General features: G+C 59.8%; 21 protein-coding genes and 2 pseudogenes. 15 read left to right on the forward strand and 8 right to left on the reverse strand.

The genetic code is table 11. The features are described 5' to 3' along the window. The first annotated feature begins 34 nt into the window (after positions 1-34). Positions 35-757 carry a dihydromonapterin reductase gene (folM, locus tag LGM20_RS13755; RefSeq protein WP_044522697.1) on the forward strand — a complete coding sequence of 241 codons (723 nt, stop codon included), beginning with the start codon at positions 35-37 and terminating at the stop codon, positions 755-757. On the opposite strand, the gene LGM20_RS13760 is transcribed toward folM, so the two are convergent. Beyond that, entirely contained in the window at positions 754-1089 is a 336-nt protein-coding gene (locus tag LGM20_RS13760) for a GlpM family protein (RefSeq protein WP_023289501.1), read from the reverse strand. The two genes, folM and LGM20_RS13760, sit on opposite strands and share 4 nt — an antisense overlap. Before the next feature lie 128 nt (positions 1090-1217). On the opposite strand from LGM20_RS13760, the gene rstA reads away from it, so the two are divergent. The 4 genes from rstA to tus all read left to right on the forward strand — a co-directional run bounded on the left by rstA (position 1218) and on the right by tus (position 5102). Then, positions 1218-1934 carry a two-component system response regulator RstA gene (rstA, locus tag LGM20_RS13765; protein ID WP_023289500.1) on the forward strand — a complete coding sequence of 239 codons (717 nt, stop codon included), beginning with the start codon at positions 1218-1220 and terminating at the stop codon, positions 1932-1934. 230 nt (positions 1935-2164) lie between these two features. Continuing rightward, positions 2165-2527, forward strand: a complete 363-nt coding sequence (locus LGM20_RS13770) for a hypothetical protein (protein ID WP_023289499.1) — start codon at positions 2165-2167, stop codon at positions 2525-2527. Positions 2528-2792: 265 nt separating this feature from the next. Beyond that, complete coding sequence (gene rstB, locus LGM20_RS13775; RefSeq protein ID WP_032452694.1) at positions 2793-4094, forward strand: two-component system sensor histidine kinase RstB; 1302 nt, start codon at positions 2793-2795, stop codon at positions 4092-4094. A gap of 75 nt (positions 4095-4169) precedes the next feature. Further along, on the forward strand, positions 4170-5102 hold the full coding sequence (gene tus / locus LGM20_RS13780; protein WP_044522695.1) for a DNA replication terminus site-binding protein: 933 nt from the start codon (positions 4170-4172) through the stop codon (positions 5100-5102). Here the strand turns inward: tus and fumC are convergent. Further along, positions 5092-6492: a class II fumarate hydratase gene (fumC, locus tag LGM20_RS13785; protein ID WP_044522693.1), complete on the reverse strand. Its 1401-nt coding sequence runs from the start codon at positions 6490-6492 to the stop codon at positions 5092-5094. The genes tus and fumC overlap by 11 nt on opposite strands. Before the next feature lie 337 nt (positions 6493-6829). Next, entirely contained in the window at positions 6830-8476 is a 1647-nt protein-coding gene (fumA, locus tag LGM20_RS13790) for a class I fumarate hydratase FumA (protein ID WP_044522691.1), read from the reverse strand. 201 nt (positions 8477-8677) lie between these two features. Here fumA and manA point away from each other — a divergent pair, with 201 nt between their 5' ends. Then, positions 8678-9856: a mannose-6-phosphate isomerase gene (gene manA / locus LGM20_RS13795; RefSeq protein ID WP_023289494.1), complete on the forward strand. Its 1179-nt coding sequence runs from the start codon at positions 8678-8680 to the stop codon at positions 9854-9856. Positions 9857-9942: 86 nt separating this feature from the next. Next, on the forward strand, positions 9943-11502 hold the full coding sequence (locus LGM20_RS13800) for a YdgA family protein (protein ID WP_044522689.1): 1560 nt from the start codon (positions 9943-9945) through the stop codon (positions 11500-11502). 39 nt (positions 11503-11541) lie between these two features. Here the strand turns inward: LGM20_RS13800 and LGM20_RS13805 are convergent. Further along, a pseudogene (locus LGM20_RS13805) lies at positions 11542-11808 on the reverse strand (substrate-binding domain-containing protein); the annotation flags it as partial. Here LGM20_RS13805 and LGM20_RS13810 point away from each other — a divergent pair. After that, positions 11798-11950 (forward strand): annotated as a pseudogene (locus LGM20_RS13810) (transcriptional regulator); the annotation flags it as partial. The pseudogenes LGM20_RS13805 and LGM20_RS13810 sit on opposite strands and share 11 nt — an antisense overlap. A 244-nt stretch (positions 11951-12194) precedes the next feature. Beyond that, complete coding sequence (gene ydfZ / locus LGM20_RS13815) at positions 12195-12398, forward strand: putative selenium delivery protein YdfZ (protein ID WP_004151566.1); 204 nt, start codon at positions 12195-12197, stop codon at positions 12396-12398. Between the two features lie 70 nt (positions 12399-12468). Here ydfZ and LGM20_RS13820 read toward each other — a convergent pair whose 3' ends face one another. Next, positions 12469-12948, reverse strand: a complete 480-nt coding sequence (locus LGM20_RS13820) for a hypothetical protein (protein ID WP_162823501.1) — start codon at positions 12946-12948, stop codon at positions 12469-12471. Positions 12949-13187: 239 nt separating this feature from the next. Here LGM20_RS13820 and LGM20_RS13825 point away from each other — a divergent pair, with 239 nt between their 5' ends. The 4 genes from LGM20_RS13825 to LGM20_RS13840 all read left to right on the forward strand — a co-directional run bounded on the left by LGM20_RS13825 (position 13188) and on the right by LGM20_RS13840 (position 15731). Continuing rightward, complete coding sequence (locus LGM20_RS13825; protein WP_023289490.1) at positions 13188-13541, forward strand: DUF1304 domain-containing protein; 354 nt, start codon at positions 13188-13190, stop codon at positions 13539-13541. 103 nt (positions 13542-13644) lie between these two features. Continuing rightward, positions 13645-14856 carry a selenium metabolism membrane protein YedE/FdhT gene (yedE, locus tag LGM20_RS13830; protein WP_023289489.1) on the forward strand — a complete coding sequence of 404 codons (1212 nt, stop codon included), beginning with the start codon at positions 13645-13647 and terminating at the stop codon, positions 14854-14856. Next, complete coding sequence (gene yedF, locus LGM20_RS13835; protein ID WP_004204092.1) at positions 14853-15086, forward strand: sulfurtransferase-like selenium metabolism protein YedF; 234 nt, start codon at positions 14853-14855, stop codon at positions 15084-15086. The genes yedE and yedF overlap by 4 nt, the downstream gene beginning before the upstream one ends. Before the next feature lie 252 nt (positions 15087-15338). Next, positions 15339-15731, forward strand: coding sequence for a DUF1398 domain-containing protein (locus LGM20_RS13840; protein ID WP_023289488.1), 393 nt, complete (start codon positions 15339-15341; stop codon positions 15729-15731). 39 nt (positions 15732-15770) lie between these two features. On the opposite strand, the gene LGM20_RS13845 is transcribed toward LGM20_RS13840, so the two are convergent. Beyond that, positions 15771-15929, reverse strand: coding sequence for a YqaE/Pmp3 family membrane protein (locus LGM20_RS13845; RefSeq protein WP_002903230.1), 159 nt, complete (start codon positions 15927-15929; stop codon positions 15771-15773). A 281-nt stretch (positions 15930-16210) separates the two neighbouring features. On the opposite strand from LGM20_RS13845, the gene gap reads away from it, so the two are divergent. Then, positions 16211-17209 (forward strand): type I glyceraldehyde-3-phosphate dehydrogenase, encoded by a 999-nt coding sequence (gene gap, locus LGM20_RS13850; protein ID WP_016160929.1) that lies wholly within the window; start codon positions 16211-16213, stop codon positions 17207-17209. Between the two features lie 48 nt (positions 17210-17257). Here gap and aldA read toward each other — a convergent pair whose 3' ends face one another. Then, a complete protein-coding gene (gene aldA / locus LGM20_RS13855) occupies positions 17258-18697 on the reverse strand; it encodes an aldehyde dehydrogenase (protein ID WP_023289487.1) in 1440 nt (479 codons plus the stop codon). Between aldA and LGM20_RS13860 the strand changes: the two genes are divergently transcribed. Then, positions 18696-18833 (forward strand): hypothetical protein, encoded by a 138-nt coding sequence (locus tag LGM20_RS13860; RefSeq protein WP_044522685.1) that lies wholly within the window; start codon positions 18696-18698, stop codon positions 18831-18833. The genes aldA and LGM20_RS13860 overlap by 2 nt on opposite strands. A 61-nt stretch (positions 18834-18894) precedes the next feature. Here LGM20_RS13860 and LGM20_RS13865 read toward each other — a convergent pair whose 3' ends face one another. Next, positions 18895-19695, reverse strand: coding sequence for a YdcF family protein (locus tag LGM20_RS13865; RefSeq protein WP_044522681.1), 801 nt, complete (start codon positions 19693-19695; stop codon positions 18895-18897). Between the last annotated feature and the right edge of the window lie 228 nt (positions 19696-19923).

A 19923-nucleotide genomic window follows, 5' to 3' on the forward strand; every position in this document is an offset into this window, starting at 1 on the left:
GGTCGCCCTGCCGCAGAAATCAAAGGAGATACCCATGGCTGAACAACAGCCCCGCCCGGTTCTGATCACAGGAGGAGGCCGCCGCATCGGCCTCGCGCTAGCGCACCATTTTCTGCAGCAACACCAGCCGGTGATCGTCAGCTATCGCACGCCCTATCCGGCGATCGAAGACCTGCGCGAAGCGGGCGCCCTCTGTCTGCAGGCCGACTTCAGCAGCGATGACGGCATTCTGACCTTTGCCGAAGCGGTTAAATCGCATACCAGCGGCCTGCGGGCCATCATCCACAACGCCAGTGACTGGATGGCGGAGAAGCCGGGCGTACCGCTCAGCACGGTGATCAACCGCATGATGCAGATCCACGTCCATGCCCCCTATCTGCTCAACCACGCGCTGGAGGAGCTCCTGCGCGGCCGCGGCCACGCCGCCAGCGACGTTATCCATATCACCGATTACGTGGTGGAGCGCGGGAGCGATAAACATATCGCCTACGCCGCCAGCAAGGCCGCGCTGGACAACATGACCCGCTCCTTTGCCCGCAAGCTGGCCCCAGAGATCAAAGTCAACGCCATTGCGCCGTCGCTGATCATGTTCAATGAAGGTGACGACGAGGCTTATCGTCAGCAGGCGCTGGATAAGTCGCTGATGAAAATCGCCCCGGGCGAGAAAGAGATCAGCGACCTTATCGACTATCTGTTTACCAGCCGCTACGTGACCGGCCGGTCATTCGCCGTCGACGGCGGTCGCCCTCTGCGTTAGTGGAAGCGGCTCCAGCCAACAATCAACAGCCACGCACACAGCCCCCAGCACCCCACTGCGCCTGCCAGCGCCAACGGCAGGCGCATGATCCCGGTGAAGTACCACAGCGACAGCAGATAGATAAAATAGGGAACGATCGACCACATACCGAACACGATAGTGGTGCGCAGGGCTTCAATACCGCGCTCGCTGGCGACAATATAGTGGGCGATGAGCGCAAAGGTGGGAAACAGCGGAACAAGTCCGGCGATGGCGTAGTTTTTGGTTTTCGCCAGCACGCCAATCAGCACCACCACCAGCGCGCCCAGCAGCCCTTTGATTAACAGCCCCATGTCCTTATGCCTTAACAATGAATCAACAAGTTAGCGCAGCATAGCGGAATTAGCGCTGTTTATAAAAGAGGGATGGCGGGTAAAATAGGCACGGTGTATGTTACTTCTTTTACTGATGTGCAATAGACATGAATAAAATCGTTTTTGTTGAGGATGACCCTGAGGTAGGGGCGCTGATCGCCGCCTATCTCGGCAAGCATGATATGGATGTGGTGGTCGAGCCTCGCGGCGACCGCGCAGAGGAAGTGATCGCGCGGGAGAAACCGGACCTCGTGCTCCTGGACATTATGCTGCCCGGCAAGGACGGAATGACGCTCTGTCGCGATCTGCGTGGGCAATGGCAAGGGCCGATTGTCCTGCTGACCTCGCTCGACAGCGATATGAACCATATCCTCTCCCTGGAGATGGGCGCCAGCGATTATATCCTGAAAACCACCCCGCCGGCGGTGCTGCTGGCGCGACTGCGTCTGCATTTGCGCCAGCATATCGCCCCGGCGGGAGCAGGCGCGCCTGCGACGCTCACCCCGCACAAGACCATCTCCTTTGGCTCACTGACCATTGACCCGGTCAACCGCCAGGTGCTGCTCGGCGGAGAAAGCGTCGCCCTGTCTACCGCCGATTTCGACCTGCTGTGGGAGCTGGCTACCCACGCCGGGCAGATTATGGACCGCGACGCCCTGCTGAAAAATTTACGCGGCGTCACCTACGACGGGATGGATCGCAGCGTCGACGTCGCCATCTCGCGCCTGCGCAAAAAACTGCTCGATAACGCCACAGAACCCTACCGGATTAAGACGGTACGCAATAAAGGCTACCTCTTCGCCCCCCACGCCTGGGACAACTGAGCGGTCCTTCTGCGGCCCTGAAAGGGGCCCGTTTCACCGCCTGACCCCGGCGGCATGCGCATCGCGTTTTTCGCCGCCTTCGCGCTGGCGGGTCGCCGCCAGTTTGTCATATTGAGTAAATCAATACGTTTCGCCGTACAGAAGCCCATCACATAACCCCTCAATATGATTGTGCTCAAGGACTTACCGTTTTCAGAGTGGCATAAAGCCTGAAAACACAGGACTTTTGCATGATGAAATACGTTGTACTTTTGGCACTTACCCTCTTCACGTCACTCTCTGGCTGGGCTTTTTCCCTCGACAACGCCGATATCCGGCTCCTCTGTCCACAGCGCGGGCAAATTAAGGTGCTCCTCCACCGCTATCAACATACCCAGCAATCCTGGGGAGATCACCATTTCGAAACCGGCGGCGGATACGTGCGCCAGGGGCCGCTGCTGGTGATCCCGTTTGCTAACCTTGATCAGATGATTTACCACCAGACCACCGGCGAATTTGCTTACTGGTATGCCGAAGCAAAACAGCTGGTGCGCTGTCGACTGCTGAGCCTGGCCACCCTCTATCCGGTGGATATCCCCTACTATCGCGAGTAGCGCCCAGCGGCGCGCAGATGACACTGGACATAATCCTTGCCTAATGCAGAGGTAAGCTCGCAATAAGTGACACTGTCACATTTTTAACGGCGCAGCTCCCCCCCGGCTGGCTATTGTCAGGGGACATAAACCCTGCTTTGATAGCGTATCGGTTACTCCCGCGCGGGCCTCGGCTCGCCCCGGTAAACCCGAGACGTTTCCGCCTCGCCGGGCAGATGGTCCCGAGGCGCCGGCAGGTTTCTCTTTTTGACTATGCGGTAATGTAATGAAAAAGCTGTTCGTGCAGTTCTACCTTCTGCTCTTCGTCTGCTTTCTGGTGATGACCATGCTGGTGGGCCTGGTCTATAAATTTACCGCTGAACGCGCCGGCCGGCAGTCGCTTGACGATCTGATGAAAAGCTCACTGTATCTGATGCGCAGCGAGCTGCGGGAAATTCCGCCTCGCGACTGGAGCAAGACGCTGAAAGAACTGGATCTTAATCTGTCGTTCGACCTGCACATCGAGCCGATGAGCAAATTCAAATTGTCGGAAAGCTCGATGCAACACCTGCGCGCCGGGGATATCGTCGCGCTCGACGACCAGTACACCTTTATCCAGCGCATCCCCCGCAGCCACTATGTGTTATCCGTGGGCCCGGTGCCCTATCTCTATTTTCTGCATGAAATGCGTCTCCTGGACGTAGCGCTGATGGCGTTTATCGCTATCTCGCTGGCCTTCCCGGTGTTTATCTGGATGCGTCCGCACTGGCAGGACATGCTGCGCATTGAGACCGCCGCCCAGCGCTTTGGCGAAGGCCACCTCAGCGAGCGTATTCATTTTGACAGCATGTCCAGCTTTGAGCGGCTCGGGGTGGCCTTCAACCAGATGGCCGACAACATTAACGCCCTCATTGCCAGTAAAAAGCAGCTGATTGACGGCATCGCCCATGAGCTCAGGACGCCGCTGGTGCGCCTGCGCTACCGTCTGGAGATGAGCGAAAACCTCACCGAGGCGGAATCGCAGGCGCTGAACCGCGATATCGGCCAGCTGGAGGCGCTCATAGAAGAGCTCCTGACCTACGCCCGTCTCGACCGCCCGCAGACGGAGCTCAGCCTGACCACCCCCGATTTCCCCGCCTGGATCAGCGACCACGTCGAGGATATCCAGATGGTCAACCCACAGCGCGAAGTCGGCCTGGCGACGCTGACCCGCGGCAACTATGGCGCGCTGGATATGCGGTTGATGGAGCGGGTGCTGGATAATCTGGTGAACAACGCCCTGCGCTACAGCGGTCAGCGGGTGGCGGTCAGCCTGACCCTGCAGGGTTCCCGCGCGTCGTTGCAGGTCGACGATGACGGCCCGGGCATTGCCCCCGAGGAGCGCGAGCGGGTGTTCGAACCTTTTGTTCGTCTTGACCCCAGCCGCGATCGGGCGACCGGAGGCTGCGGCCTCGGCCTGGCCATCGTCCACAGTATCGCCCAGGCGATGGGGGGCGACGTTCGCTGCGAGGCCAGTCCACTCGGCGGCGCCCGCTTCTGCTTTAGCTGGCCGGTCTATCATCAGTTGCCCGATTTTACCTCTGCCTGAATAAAACTTGCGCAGAGGCCGCGGGCTGGCTATGCTGGAAAAATCGAATAGTATGTTGTAACTAAGGTGAAGGCGATGGCCAGCTACGACCTCGTTGAACGTCTGAATGATACCTTTCGCCAGATCGAGCTGGAGCTGCAGGCGCTACGCCAGGCGTTAGCGACCTGCCGGCTGCTGGCGGGCCGGGTGTTTGAGCTGCCGGCGATCAGTAAGGATGCCGAGCACGACCCGCTGGCGAACATTACGGTCGTCCAGCACACCGGCGAGGCGGCGCTGGATCTCGCCCTGCGCCACTACGGCCATCTGTTTATCCAGCAGCAGTCGGAAACCCGCAGCAGCAAAGCCGCCGTCCGCCTGCCGGGCGCTATCTGTCTCCAGGTCTCCGCCGCGGAACAGCAGGCGCTGCTGGCGCGCATTCAGCAGATTAACGCCCTGAAGGCCACCTTCGAGAAAATCGTCACTGTCGACGCTGGCCTGCCCCCCACCGCCCGCTTTGAGTGGGTGCATCGCCATCTGCCTGGGTTAATCACCCTCAGCGCCTATCGCACGCTAACGCCCCTCCTCGACCCGAGCACTATCCGCTTCGGCTGGGCCAATAAGCACGTGATCAAAAATCTGACCCGCGACCAGGTGTTGATGATGCTGGAAAAAAGCCTGCAATCGCCGCGGGCGGTGCCGCCCTGGACCCGCGAGCAGTGGCAGAGCAAACTGGAAAGGGAGTATCAGGATATCGCCGCCCTGCCGCAGCGGGCGCGGCTAAAAATCAAACGGCCGGTGAAAGTGCAGCCGATTGCCCGTGTCTGGTATGCCAGCGAGCAGAAACAGGTGCAGTACGCCTGCCCCAGCCCGCTGATCGCCCTGATGTCCGGCAGCCAGGGGGTTAGCGTGCCGGATATTGGGGAATTGCTCAACTACGACGCCGACAATGTGCAATACCGCTACAAACCGGAGGCGCAGGCGCTGAGATTACTGATCCCTCGTCTGCACCTCTGGCTGGCTAGCGAGTAGCCAGGCTGCCGACCATCTGTTCCGGGCGCACCCAGCTATCGAATTCGGCTTCCGTCAGGTAGCCCAGCGCCAGCGCCGAAGCCTTCAGGGTCAGCCCCTCATGGTGCGCTTTTTTGGCGATCTCCGCCGCTTTATCATAGCCGATATGGGTATTCAGCGCGGTCACCAGCATCAGCGACTCGTTGAGCAGCTGGGTGATCCGCTCACGATTCGGCTCAATCCCCATCGCACAGTGCTCGTTAAAGCTCGTCATGCCGTCCGCCAGCAGACGCACCGACTGCAGGAAGTTGTGAATGACCATCGGCCGATAGACGTTGAGCTCAAAGTTGCCCGAGGCGCCGCCGATATTCACCGCCACGTCGTTACCCATCACCTGGCAGCAGACCATGGTCAGGGCCTCGCACTGCGTCGGGTTGACCTTACCGGGCATAATCGATGACCCAGGCTCGTTTTCCGGGATGGCGATTTCGCCAATCCCGCAGCGCGGCCCGGAGGCCAGCCAGCGGACATCGTTAGCGATTTTCATCAGCGAGGCCGCCAGACCTTTCAGCGCGCCGTGGGCATGGACCAGGGCATCGACAGTGGCCAGCGCTTCGAATTTATTCGGCGCGGTGACAAACGGCTGTCCGCTGAGCGAGGCCAGCTCGGCCGCCACCCGGACGGCATATTCCGGATGCGTATTCAGCCCGGTCCCCACCGCCGTCCCGCCCAGCGCCAGCTCGGCAAGGTGCGGCTGGCTGGCTTCAAGATGCTTCAGGCTATGGTCCAGCATCGCCACCCAGCCGGAGATTTCCTGGCCTAAGGTGAGCGGCGTGGCGTCCTGCAGATGGGTGCGACCGATCTTCACGATATCCTTGAAGGCCACCGCTTTTTCGTTGAGCGTGGCCCGCAGCGCCTGCAGCGACGGGAGCAATTTTTCCCGCAGGGCGACCAGCGCCGCGACGTGCATGGCGGTGGGGAACACATCATTCGAGCTCTGGCTTTTATTGACATCGTCATTGGGGTGGATTTTTCGCGCCATCCCCCGCTCACCGCCGAGCAGTTCACTGGCGCGGTTAGCCAGCACCTCGTTCATATTCATATTGCTCTGGGTGCCGGAACCGGTCTGCCAGATAGCCAGCGGGAACTCCTGGGGGTGTTTTCCGGCCAGCACTTCGTCAGCGGCGGCGACGATCGCCCCGGCTTTCTCCGCCGTCAGCAGGGCAAGATCCTGATTGACCTTCGCCGCCGCCCGCTTGGTCAGCGCGAGGGCATATATCAGTTCCCCGGGCATTTTTTCGGTCGAGATGCGGAAATGCTCCAGCGAACGCTGGGTCTGGGCGCCCCAGAGTTTATCGGCCGGGACGTCGATGGCGCCCATCGAGTCTTTTTCACTGCGATGCGTTGTCATTACTTTCTCCTTGGATGAAAAGTGCGTCATAGCGACAAAGCTCACCTGCTTAAAAGAGTAAGTATTGGCCAGATTGATAAGTTGTTTTGGTGGTTCGTGCCGCAAAGCGGCATAAAAAAGCCGCCCCGAAGGGCGGCCCGGACGGCTGACAACATGCCATCTTCAGCGATTGCCCGGCGGCGCTGCGCTGGCGCGGGCCGACAGGGAATGGCATACCCGGTTGATATTGCTGTTTTCGTAGGCCGGGTAAGGCGAAAGCCGCCACCCGGCAGAAGGCGCGCACGATAACGAAAACAAGTTTGTCATCGGCCAGAGCCGCCCCGAAGGGCGGCCAGGTTTATTTCACGCAGCGGGCGCACTGCGACGTCTGGATCTGCTGGAAGAAGTCGTTGCCTTTATCATCGACGAGGATAAACGCCGGGAAGTCTTCCACTTCGATTTTCCAGATCGCCTCCATCCCCAGCTCCGGATACGCCACGCACTCCAGGCTGCGGATGCTCTGCTGAGCCAGTACCGCCGCCGGGCCGCCGATGCTGCCGAGGTAGAAACCGCCGTGCTTATGGCAGGCGTCGGTGACCTGCTGGCTGCGGTTGCCTTTCGCCAGCATGATCTTACTCGCGCCGTGAGACTGCAGCAGATCGACGTAAGAGTCCATGCGGCCTGCGGTAGTCGGGCCGAGGGAGCCGGAGGCGTAACCGTCCGGCGTCTTGGCCGGGCCGGCGTAGTAGATCGGGTGATCTTTCACGTACTGCGGCAGTTCCTCGCCATTATCGATAAGCTCTTTCAGCTTGGCGTGGGCGATGTCGCGGGCGACGATAATGGTGCCGCTCAGCGACAGACGGGTGGAGACCGGGTACTGCGACAGCAGCGCCAGGATCTCGCTCATCGGCTGGTTAAGGTTCACCTTCACCGCTTCGCCTTCGCCGGCCTGGCGCAGATGCTCAGGGATATATTTCCCCGGATTGCTCTCCAGCTTCTCGATCCAGATGCCGTCGCGGTTGATTTTGGCTTTGATGTTGCGGTCGGCGGAACAGGAAACCCCCATCCCTACCGGACAGGAGGCGCCGTGGCGCGGCAGGCGGATCACCCGGATATCGTGGGCGAAGTATTTGCCGCCGAACTGCGCGCCGAGGCCGAGATTTTGCGCCTCCACCAGCAGCTCCTGCTCCAGCTGAATGTCGCGGAACGCCTGGCCATGCTCATTACCTTCGGTCGGCAGACCGTCGTAGTATTTGGTGGACGCCAGCTTGACGGTCTTCAGCGTCGCTTCCGCCGAGGTACCGCCGATGACAAAGGCGATGTGGTACGGCGGGCAGGCAGCGGTACCAAGGGTACGCATCTTCTCCACCAGATAGTTTTTCAGCTTCGCCGGGGTGATCAGCGCTTTGGTTTCCTGGTAGAGATAGGTTTTGTTCGCCGAGCCGCCGCCTTTGGCGATACAGAGGAATTTGTACTCATCGCCATCGGTAGCATAGAGGTCGATCTGCGCCGGCAGGTTGGTGCCGGTGTTGACCTCTTTATACATATCCAGCGGGGCGTTCTGCGAATAGCGCAGGTTGTCCTGGATGTAGGTGTTGTATACCCCCTGCGCCAGCGCGGCTTCGTCGCCGCCGCCGGTCCAGACGCGCTGGCCTTTTTTACCCATGATGATGGCGGTGCCGGTGTCCTGGCAGGTGGGCAGAATGCCTTTGGCGGCGATATCGGAGTTGCGCAGGAACTGCAGGGCGACGTATTTGTCGTTTTCGCTGGCTTCCGGGTCGTTAAGGATATCCGCTACCTGCTGCTGATGGGCCGGGCGAAGCATAAAGGAGGCGTCGTGGAAGGCATGTTGCGCCAGAAGGGTCAGCGCCTGAGGGTCAACTTTTAGCACTTCCTGGCCGGCAAATTCGGCGACGGAGACGTAATCACTGCTGAAGAGATAATACTCGGTGTCATCCTTTTTGAGGGGAAAAGGATCCTGGTAAACAAACGGTTTATTCGACATTGTACTCTCACTTACTGCTTTGGCTGATTATGTTTCAGGCAGGGACTCCATGTGCCTGTAGAAAAGCGAGTCGATCAATTTTACACAAATTTTTAACAAAAACTGAGACAGGGACGACTTTTTCTTTCAGCAGTTGCTTCTCCAGCGTTTGCTGGTTTAATAGGGCGATAAATTTTACTTTGATTGAAACAGGGATTGAGAATGCAAAAGCTGATTAACGCCGTGCAGAACTATGCATGGGGAAGCCACACCGCCTTAACTGAACTGTATGGCATCGCCAACCCGGACAACCTGCCGATGGCAGAGCTGTGGATGGGGGCGCATCCGAAGAGCAGCTCGCAGATCCTGGCGGCAGACGGCCAGCCGCGTTCGCTGCGCGAAGTGATTGATGCGGACAAAGCCGCCCTGCTCGGCGACAAAGTGGCGCAGCGCTTCGGTGAACTGCCGTTCCTGTTTAAAGTGCTGTGCGCCGCGCAGCCTCTCTCCATTCAGGTCCATCCTAACAAGCAGGCCTCCGAAGAGGGTTTCGCCCGCGAGAACGCCGCCGGCATCCCCCTCTCCGCCGCCGAACGTAACTACAAAGATCCGAACCACAAGCCGGAGCTGGTCTTCGCCCTGACCCCGTTCCTGGCGATGAACGCGTTTCGCGAGTTCAGCGAGATTGTCAGCCTGCTGCAGCCGGTGGCTAACGCGCACCCGGCGATCGGCGCCTTCCTGCAGCAGCCGGACGCGGCTCGCCTGAGCCAGCTGTTTGCCAGCCTGCTGAATATGCAGGGCGAGGAAAAAGCGCAGGCGCTGCAGGCGCTGCGCGAGGTGCTGGACCGCGAACAGGGCGAACCGTGGCAGACCATCCGCCTGATCGCCGAATTTTATCCCGACGACAGCGGCCTTTTCTCCCCGCTGCTGCTGAACGTGGTGAAGCTGAATCCGGGCGAAGCGATGTTCCTGTTTGCCGAAACGCCGCACGCGTATCTGCAGGGGGTGGCGCTGGAGGTGATGGCCAACTCGGATAACGTGCTGCGCGCCGGCCTGACGCCGAAGTACATTGATATCCCTGAGCTGGTGGCCAACGTCAAGTTCGAGGCCAAACCGGCGGGTGAGCTGCTGACCCAGCCGCAGCGGCACGGCGCGGAGCTGGACTTCCCGATCCCGGTGGAAGATTTTGCCTTCTCGCTGCACGATCTCTCCGCCGAGGCCAGCGATCTGGCCCAGGCGAGCGCGGCGATCGTTTTCTGCGTCGACGGCGAAGCCCTGCTGCGCAAAGGCGACCAGAGCCTGACCCTCAAGCCGGGCGAATCGGCCTTTGTGGCCGCCAATGAATCGCCGGTGCAGGTCAGCGGCCATGGCCGCGTGGCGCGCGTGTTCAATAAGCTCCAGTAAACGACAGACCTTTCAGGTCGCGCTTACTGATTATGACAACTCAGCCAGGCGGTCTCTCCGCCTGGCTTCATTTATGGACAAATGCTATGAAAAAATCGCTGGTCGCAGCAGGAATCATCGTGGCGCTGGGCGTGGTATGGACAGGCGGCGCCTGGTACACCGGCAAACAGCTGGAAGGCCGGATTGCCGATATGGTGCAGCAGGCTAACGCGCAGTTACGCAGCAGCGCGCCGGAGTCAGGTCTGGAGCTGAGCTATCAGGACTACCAGCGCGGGCTGTTCAGCAGCCATCTGCAGCTGGTGGTGAAGCCGATCGCCGGTCAGGCTAACGGCTGGCTGGCCGCCGGGCAGAGCGTGGTGCTTGACGAGGTGGTCGATCACGGCCCCTTCCCGCTGGCCTCGTTAAAAACCTTTAATCTGGCCCCGGCGATGGCCTCGGTCCACACCACGCTGGTGAAAAACGACGCCAGCCAGGCGCTGTTCGAAATAGCCAAAGGCAATACCCCCTTTACCGTCGATACGCGCATCGCCTACAGCGGCGACAGCCAGTCGGCGATCGTCCTCAATGCCCTCGACTACGCCAAAGGGGATGAGAAAGTCACCTTCAGCGGCGGCGAGTTCCAGCTCGACGCCGACCGCGACGGCAAAAACATCAGCCTGAAGGGCCAGGCCGGCAGCGGCCAGATCGATGCTCTCAACGAATATAATCAGAAGGTGCAGCTGCGCTTCGTCAACCTGACCACCGACGGCGCCACCGAGCTGGCCAGCTTCAACGAGCGTATCGGCCAGCAAAAAATGACCCTCGATAAACTGGCCATCAGTGTCGAAGGCAAAGAGCTGGCGCTGGTTGACGGCATGGCGCTGGACGGCGGCTCCACGCTGACCAAGGACGGCAAAGGCGTGAACAGCCAGGTGAACTACACCGTCAACAGCCTGAAGCTGCAGGGTCAGGATATGGGTAGCGGCAAACTGACGCTGAAAGTGGATAACGTCGACGGTCAGGCGTGGCACCAGTTCAGCCAGCAGTACAGCGCGCAGTCTCAGGCGCTGCTGGCGAAACCAGAGCTGGCGCAGAACCCGGAGCTGTACCAGCAGGCGCTTACCGAAACCCTGTTCAATGCGCTGCCGATCCTGCTTAAGGGCAATCCGTCGGTGACTATCTCACCGCTGAGCTGGCGCAATGCCAAAGGCGAAAGCAGCCTCAACCTCTCGGTGCTGCTGAAAGATCCGGCCCTGGTGACCGCCCCGCCGCAGACCCTGGCGGACAGCCTGGATCGCGTGGTGCAGTCCCTTGACGGCAAAGTGGTGATCCCGGTGGATATGGCGACGGAGTTTATGACTAAGATCGCCGGTCTGGAAGGCTACCAGCCAGCCGACGCCGCCAAACTCGCCGATCAGCAGGTCAAAGGCCTGGCGGCGATGGGCCAGATGTTCCGCATCACCACCATGGAAGATAACGCCATCAGCAGCAGCCTGCAGTACGCGAACGGTCAGGTGACGCTGAACGGCCAGAAAATGCCGCTGGAGGATTTTGCCGCGATGTTTGGTCTCGAAGCGCCTTCGTTACCGGACAGCGCGCCGCAGGAGGGCCAGCCGCAGCAGGATGACGCCGCGCCTCAGCAGGACGACGCCGCCCCGCAGCCGTAATTTATCGGCTCAGGAGACGGCCACCGCGCGCCGTCTCCGTCATTTTCTCGTCACCAGCCGCGGGGGCATGATCTGATTTCGCGTCTCGCCCGCGCCCTCCTCCAGCCGCCGCAGCATCGACTCCGCCAGCGTTTTTCCCATCTCGCGCGCCGGGGTGGTGACCCAGGTGAGCGGCAGGTCGTCAAGCGCGGCCTCAGGCACATCGGCGAACGCCGCCAGCGCCACCCGCTGCTCGAAGTAGCTGTCGACGCCATCCTCCCCGCTCTGCCTTCCGGCGCGCAGCAGACCGAACCACGCGCTGATCGCCGGGCAGAAGGTGGCGATTATGCCGGGGTATACCTATGGTCCCGAAGGCAATGGCTTTCTGCGCCTCAATGTCGGCTGTCCACGCGAGAAGCTGGAGCGCGGTGTCGCAGGGCTAATAGCCGCCCTGCGCAGCCTTATCTGATGCGCCGGCAAAGTGAATTATCTGGTTGTCAAACCCTATCCTGCCTGCCAGATGGCTGGCAGGATGATCGAGGCTTTCCCCCTGGCGCAGGCAAACCCTGTAGCGGCCATGAATGACTCTCGCGCCCGGCTGATGTCGGCATTATTAAAATAATTTTGATATTCCTCAAAACTTTTTTAGGAAGGAAGCGGTATTAATTTGGCCGCTTAATCATTGCTTACACTGGTTTATTGAGGAGGAGAGCATGAAAACCTATGACCGTAATCGTAACGCTATTGCCACCGGCAGTATGGTCATGATCGCCGGTAACGGTACGACGGGCGTGATTAAAGCGATCCATGGCGAGGGGAAAACCGCCGAGCAGCTGCGTCGGGCGGACTGCGTGGAAATCGACGGCTGCGAGGGCCGCTTCTGTCCGTTAGATCTGATCCGTCTCGGTTTCCATTAATCCCTGCCGCCAGGGCAACATGAGCAGGCCACCCAGGGTGGCCTCTCCTTTACCGGCCTGATACAGGCGCTTAGCGAAAGCTCCACTGAATACTCATCACAAAGATCGCCGGGAGAATAATCCCGCCCTCGACGCCGAAATAATCGGTAAAGTTATACTGCAGACCATGATAGATATAGGGCGAAAAACCGACGCCGGTGATTTTTTTGGCGGTGCGGTAGGTGCCTGAGTCGCCGCAGTGGCTGAAAGCGTCAAAGAAAAATTCTCCGGTATAGGCATACACCCCTTTCAGCAGCCAGCCGGTGTCGTTTTTCAGCCAGTCGCGGCGCACGCCGAGGGTCAGACAGCGATCGTCGAAGCTGTTTTTCATGGTGCCGACCAGCGCGCTGTATTTTGAATCCGCTGAAAACTTGCGCTCCACCGAGAAAAAGTTGTTGTTGAAATGCTCGTTATATTGTCCGTGGTTGCCGGTCATGTGATAAACATAGGAACCGGTATTCATCGAATAGAGATTTAATTCCCCGGCCTGCGCCGACGGCATGGCAACCAACAGCAGCCCGGATAACACAACCCATAATTTATTCAACATTCAGTAACCTACGCCACACCCGTAAAAAAAGAACCCGGCATACTATCACCGCTAAGCTAAACCAAAGGGCAATCAGATAAACCGGCGCTCGTCGCGGCAGGCAAACATGACGCTATATGCACTATAGCAGTCGCCCTCTCGCCTGGTGAGCGCCAGCGGCTATACTGCAGACACATTCATCTCATCGATTAAGGACTGCTGTGTTAGCCACTCTCCTCGTTGCGCTGGTCGCTATTATTCATCTCGCCATCCTGGTGCTGGAGATGTTTTTCTGGGAAGCGCCCGCCGGGCGCCGGGCCTTTAACCTCAGCGCCGATTTCGCCCGGGAAACCCGGGTGCTGGCGGCCAACCAGGGGTTGTATAACGGTTTCCTGGCCGCCGGCCTGGCGTGGGGGCTATGGCTGAGGGAGTCCGGCGAGCCGGTGGTGATCTTTTTCCTCGCCTGCGTGCTGGCCGCCGGGGTATTCGGCGCGCTGACCGCCAGCCGCAAAATTCTCTATATTCAGGCGCTGCCCGCGCTGCTGGCGCTGCTGGCGGTGCTGACGCAGGGGTAGGGCCTTGATCTAAAACAGAGAAAGCTGGCGGTAAGGCGGATACTATGTGCCCACTTCGGTCGGTCATCGACCTTTAATACCTTCTGAGTTCAGAGGCATTTTTATGACATGGCAATCCTTCAAACAGGCCTGGCTTATCCGGTTCTGGTCCCCCGTCCCGGCGGTCATCGCCGCGGGCATTCTCTCAACCTACTATTTTGGCATCACCGGCACCTTCTGGGCGGTGACCGGCGAATTTACCCGCTGGGGTGGCCAGCTGCTGCAGCTGCTGGGGGTCCACAGCGAACAGTGGGGCTATTATCAGCTGATCCATCTCGACGGGACGCCGCTGACCCGCATCGACGGCAGGATGATCATCGGCATGTTCGGCGGCTGCCTGGCCGCGGCGCTGTGGGCCAATAACGTCAAATTGCGCTTGCCACGCAGCCGGATCCGCATTGTGCAAGCCGTAGCCGGGGGTATCATCGCCGGGTTCGGCGCGCGGCTGGCGATGGGCTGCAATCTGGCGGCCTTTTTCACCGGCATTCCGCAGTTCTCCCTGCACGCCTGGCTGTTTGCCATCGCCACCGCCATCGGCTCCTGGTTTGGCGCTCGCTTCACCCTGCTGCCTCTTTTTCGCATACCGGTAAAAATGCAAAAGGTATCCGCTGCTTCGCCGTTAACCCAAAAACCGCAGCAGGCGCGCCGCCGTTTCCGCCTGGGCATGGTGATCTTTTTCGCCATGATCGGCTGGGGCCTGCTCACCGCCGCAGACCACCCTGCGCTCGGCCTGGCGATGCTGTTCGGCATCGGCTTCGGTCTGCTTATCGAGCGCGCGCAGATCTGCTTCACCTCCGCCTTTCGCGATATGTGGATCACCGGCCGGACGGTGATGGCGAAGGCGATAATCTTCGGCATGGCGGCGAGCGCCATCGGCATCTTCAGCTATGTGCAACTGGGGATGGCGCCGAAAATCATGTGGGCCGGTCCCAACGCGGCGATTGGCGGGTTGCTGTTTGGCTTTGGCATCGTGCTGGCCGGCGGCTGTGAAACCGGCTGGATGTACCGGGCGGTGGAAGGCCAGGTTCACTACTGGTGGGTGGGGCTGGGCAACGTTATCGGCTCCACGCTGCTCGCCTGGTGCTGGGACGATATCGCCGCCCCGCTCGCCACCCACTGGCAAAAGGTCAACCTGCTGAACGCTTTTGGTCCCTTCGGCGGACTGCTGGCGACCTATCTGCTGCTGCTGATCGCCCTGCTGCTGGTGATCGCCTGGGAGAGACATTTTTTCCGCCGCCAGTCGGCAGCGGTCCGGACCGCGAAGGAGAGCGCATGAAGAACATCATCCCTGATTATCGCCTGGACATGGTCGGCGAGCCCTGCCCCTATCCGGCGGTCGCCACCCTGGAGGCGATGCCCTCCCTGCAAAAAGGCGAGATCCTCGAAGTGATTAGCGACTGTCCGCAGTCGATCAATAACATTCCGCTTGATGCCAGGAACCATGGCTATACGGTGCTGGATATTCAGCAGGATGGCCCGACTATTCGCTATTTGATCCAGAAGTAACCCCGTTGCCCCGCCGGCGACCTTCATCGCCGGCATGGGTTTCCCCGTCTCCCGTCACGCCATTTCCTCACCACCAGAGGGGCCGTGCAGGCAAACGATTGCAATACATTGTAACACTTGAAACGATGTTCCAGTTATCCAATAACCCTTAATATAACGCGCCTATATTATTAAAATACGAATAAGTGACTTCGTGAATGGTTTCTGCCGCTACCGGCCAAAGCCGCGCACCGCAACACAATAAGGATCGAAATGGAACTGCTGGCCAGGCTGGGTCATTTTTTTGAGCAAGTGCGTTCAGATGCCGATTTTGCCACCTTCGCCAGTGAACTGCGTCGGCATCAGGTCTCGTGTTATATCTACTTTGTCTCTACCGGCAATATGAATTTCGTGATGGCCAACGACGAGGTGATCACGATAAAAAGCGCCCGCGGCCTGCTGCGCGTGCGCAGCGCCCCCAGCCATCGGCTGACCTCGGCCGCGGTCATCCGCCATTTTGCCGGCGCCATCAACTTTGAACAGTACTGCAGGGATCTCGCCAGCGCCGGGGTGTTTAAGTGGAGCGTCGACCTGGACGAGGAGACTCGCCACTACTGGTCGAAGGAAAACAGGCTGCTGTATAAAGAGAGCCTGATTCCCCCCTGAGCGGGTCCCAGGGGGAAGCCTGGCCTGAGGGGCCAGCCCTTAATCGCGGGTCTGCACCCAGAAGGCGTGGATCAGGCCTGGAATATAGCCCAGCAGGGTCAGAATAATGTTGAGAATAAACGCCCAGCCGAAACCTTTCCCCAGCAGTACTCCCAGCGGCGGCAGAATGATAGTAAAAACGATTCTCCAGAATCCCATAAGCTCTCCCTTCATCTAACGGCAATATTTTACTAAGTTATTCAATAGTTAAGCATAGACGCTTTTCACCGCTTCGCCAGCAGGCGGCCCATCATCTCCGGTAACAAAAATTATTCCCTGCCGTCACGGATAAAAAAGTCCGCCAAAACATCCACTTTTCTGGCTCATGCTGCGGGCCCGGCAGCGAACCGCACAGATTGTCAGTTGACCTGGCTGCGAGTCAGGACTAAGCCTGGAGGAGTTTTATCACATCGAGTCGTTTTACCAACCGGAGAATATCCATGAGTAAACTTGGGATTAATGGTTTTGGTCGTATCGGACGTCTGGTGTTACGCCGTTTATTAGAAGTCGACAGCAGCCTCGAGGTGGTGGCTATCAACGACCTCACCTCGCCAAAAGTACTGGCCTACCTGCTAAAGCATGATTCAAACTACGGCCCCTTCCCGTGGAGCGTCGACTTCACGGAAGATGCGCTGATCGTCAACGGTAAGACCATCACCGTGTATGCCGAAAAAGAGGCGCAGCATATTCCGTGGCAGGCGGCGGGCGCGGAAGTGATTGTGGAGTGTACCGGGTTCTACACCTCGGCAGAGAAATCGCAGGCCCATCTCCAGGCCGGCGCGCGCAAGGTGCTGATTTCCGCCCCCGCCGGCGAGATGAAAACTATCGTCTATAACGTCAACGATGACACCCTGACGCCGGATGACACCATTATCTCCGTCGCCTCCTGCACCACCAACTGCCTGGCGCCGATGGCCAAAGTCCTGCAGGATGCCTTCGGCATCACCGTAGGCACCATGACCACTATCCACGCCTATACCGGCACCCAGTCGCTGGTGGACGGGCCGCGCGGTAAAGATCTGCGCGCCTCCAGGGCGGCGGCGGAAAACGTCATCCCGCACACTACCGGCGCGGCCAAGGCTATCGGCCTGGTGATCCCCGCCCTGAGCGGGAAGCTGAAAGGCCATGCCCAGCGCGTACCGACCAAAACCGGCTCAGTGACGGAGCTGGTGTCGGTGCTGGAGAAAAAAGTGACTGCGGATGAGGTCAATCAGGCGATGAAGCAGGCGGCAGAGGGCAATGAATCCTTTGGCTACACCGAAGAAGAGATTGTCTCTTCCGATATCATCGGCAGCCATTTCGGTTCAATCTACGATGCCACCCAGCTGGAGATTGTGGAGGCCGGCGGCGTACAGCTGGTGAAAACCGTCGCCTGGTACGATAACGAATACGGCTTTGTCACCCAGCTGATCCGCGTGCTGGAGAAATTTGCCCGCTAAGTGAACGGCGGACAGCCTGCGCTGCCCGCCGATTCTGCATTGAGCGCCTCAGGCCTGCAGATAGACCACCTGAGTCTGCAGGTACTCATTCAGGCCATGGCGGCCATCTGCGCCGCCGATCCCCGATTTACGCCAGCCGGCGTGGAATCCCTGCATCGCCTCAAAGTTCTCGCGGTTGATATAGGTTTCGCCGAATTTCAGCCCCTTAATCGCCTTCATCGCCACATTAAGATCGCGGGTGTAGATCGAAGAGGTCAGGCCATAATCGCTGTCATTGGCCATCGCCAGCGCTTCATCGAGCGTCGAAAACGCCACCACCGGCAGCACCGGCCCGAAGGTTTCCTCATGGATAATATCCATCTCCTGACGCACATCCAGCAGCAGGGTCGGCGGATAAAAATAGCCTTTCCCCTCCTGCGGCTGACCGCCCAGCGCGACCCGCGCCCCCTGCGCCACCGCCTTTGCCACTTTGCGCGCCACCTGATCCCGCGCGGCGGCGTTAATCAGCGGCCCCATGGCGATGTCATCGCGCGCCGCCGGGTCGCCAAACTGCACAGCCTTCATCGCCTCGCCGAGGCGGTTGACGAAGCGATCGTAAATCCCCTGCTGAACATAGACCCGCTCGACGCAGTTGCACACCTGCCCGGTATTGATCACCCGCGAGTCCACCACCGCCTTCACCGCCAGCTCCAGATCCGCATCGTCCATGACGATGGCCGGCGCTTTGCCGCCGAGCTCGAGGCACACTTTGGTGATATTTTTCGCCGCGGCGGCCATGATTTTCTCCCCCGCCGCTACGCTGCCGGTCATGCTGACCATCGCCACCTTCGGATTGCCGGCCAGCTCCTGGCCGACGGTTTCCCCACGGCCGAGCACCAGGTTAAAGACCCCTTTCGGCAGCCCAACCTGGTGGACGATCTCGGCGAAAGCGATGGCGTTGTTGGGCGTGAATTCGCTGGGCTTAATGACGATAGTGTTGCCGGTGATCAGCGCCGGCGCCAGCTTGCGGGCGATAAGAAAGAACGGGAAGTTCCACGGCAGGATCCCGGTGGTCACCCCCAGCGCGCGTTTGAAGACGAGGATATTCTCCCCGGGACGGTCGCTCTGCACGATCTCCCCTTCATACCGCCGCGCCCATTCGGCCATGTAGTCGAGATAGTCGGCGGTAAACGCAACCTCCACCGCCGCCAGCTGCTGGATCTTGCCCCCTTCAGCGACGATCAGCCCGGCGATGTCGTCGGCACGCTGACGAATGCCGGCGGCAATTTTGCGCAGCCAGCCCGCGCGCTCAATGGCCGGCAGCGCCTCCCAGGCCGGCTGGGCGCGCTCTGCGGCGTCAATCGCCAGTCGCGCCTCTTCCGCGGTCCCGTCCGGGATCCGCGACAGCAGCGCTTCGGTCGCCGGGTTAAGCACGTCGATCCAGCCGTCGCCGCGACCGGTAACGAACTGGCCATCAATATACATTGGGTGTTGAACGGGTGCTGTCATGGCTGCTCCTGTGGTGCATTTGTATTTAACAAGTGATTTTTTTGTTAAATATCGGGCGGATAAGCCGTGGCTTCGCAGCACGTTGGCGCATTTCTGTGAGCTGATTCATAAAACCGGGCCAAAAATGCCCGGTTGAGGTTACATTTCAATAACACAAATTGCCCGTTTGCGATAAATCTGCCGCAAACGGGCATATTTCAGCCGAGGAGTCGGGCCTGCAGCGCCCCGGCAAGCCGGTCATCCTCCCGCAGCTGTCGCCAGGCGTCGAGGATCGCCGGCGGGAAGGTCACGTGGCTGATAAAGTCTTTCCCCCGCGGACCGTACCCTTCAGGGGAATCCTGCAGGCGCGGCAGCTCGCCCAGCAGCAGCGCGAGGTAGCGGGTCACCGGCCACAGCCCCGCCCCGCCGCCCGCGAACCCCAGCTGGCCGTCGGTCTGCTCCAGCACCGGCGAGCAGCCGGGAAAGCTCAGCCACTGCGGCGGCGTCGTCGCCCCCTGCCAGACGCGGGCGAAGGTGGCCATCGTCCGCCGCTGCATGGTGGGGTCCTGAATGACGATCCCGCGACGATGGGGGATCCCCCGGCTCTCCAGCATTGTGCGGGTAAAGCGCGCGTTTTCCCCGCAGTTGGTCGACCGATCCTCCACCACCAGCCGCGGGCGAGGAATGTGCCAGAAGTCATGCGCAATATCCGCCAGAATATGCGCTTCCGGGCGGCCCTCCACCGCGAGCGAACGGTAGCGGGGATCCTCGCGCACCGCCTCATACAGAAAACCGGTGGAGTGTCCTATGCCGCCGCTGATCAGCAGCGGAACCTCCTGCTCCTTCGCCAGCCGGCAGGCGGCGTCGATGGTGGGGATCACGGCATTGCCAGCCAGCACCACCACATCCACTGCCGGCGGCGCGGTCAGCGTCGCCAGATCGTTCTGCGCCAGCCAGCCGCCAGTCAGGTTAGCCGCCGCCAGCGTCGTCGCCGACAGCGGGGGAAATTGTTCTGCCATTCTGATCTCCTTAATCACCTCTCAACCGCGCAGAGAGGATAGTCCGGCCATCATAAACGCCGCCTGCCGGGGCGCAAAGCGACGTCGATTTGTAACCATTTTGAAATAACAAGAAACATCTAAAAACACGCGGGTTGCACCTGAATAACTGACCATGAAAATAACAAAAAACAGCAAAAACAGGTGGAAAATAAAAATTTACCTCGCGGTTACACCAGACAAAAGCGC

Origin of the sequence: Klebsiella quasipneumoniae subsp. quasipneumoniae (genome assembly GCF_020525925.1) — a bacterium.
In the GTDB taxonomy this organism is placed as follows: Bacteria; Pseudomonadota; Gammaproteobacteria; order Enterobacterales; family Enterobacteriaceae; genus Klebsiella; species Klebsiella quasipneumoniae.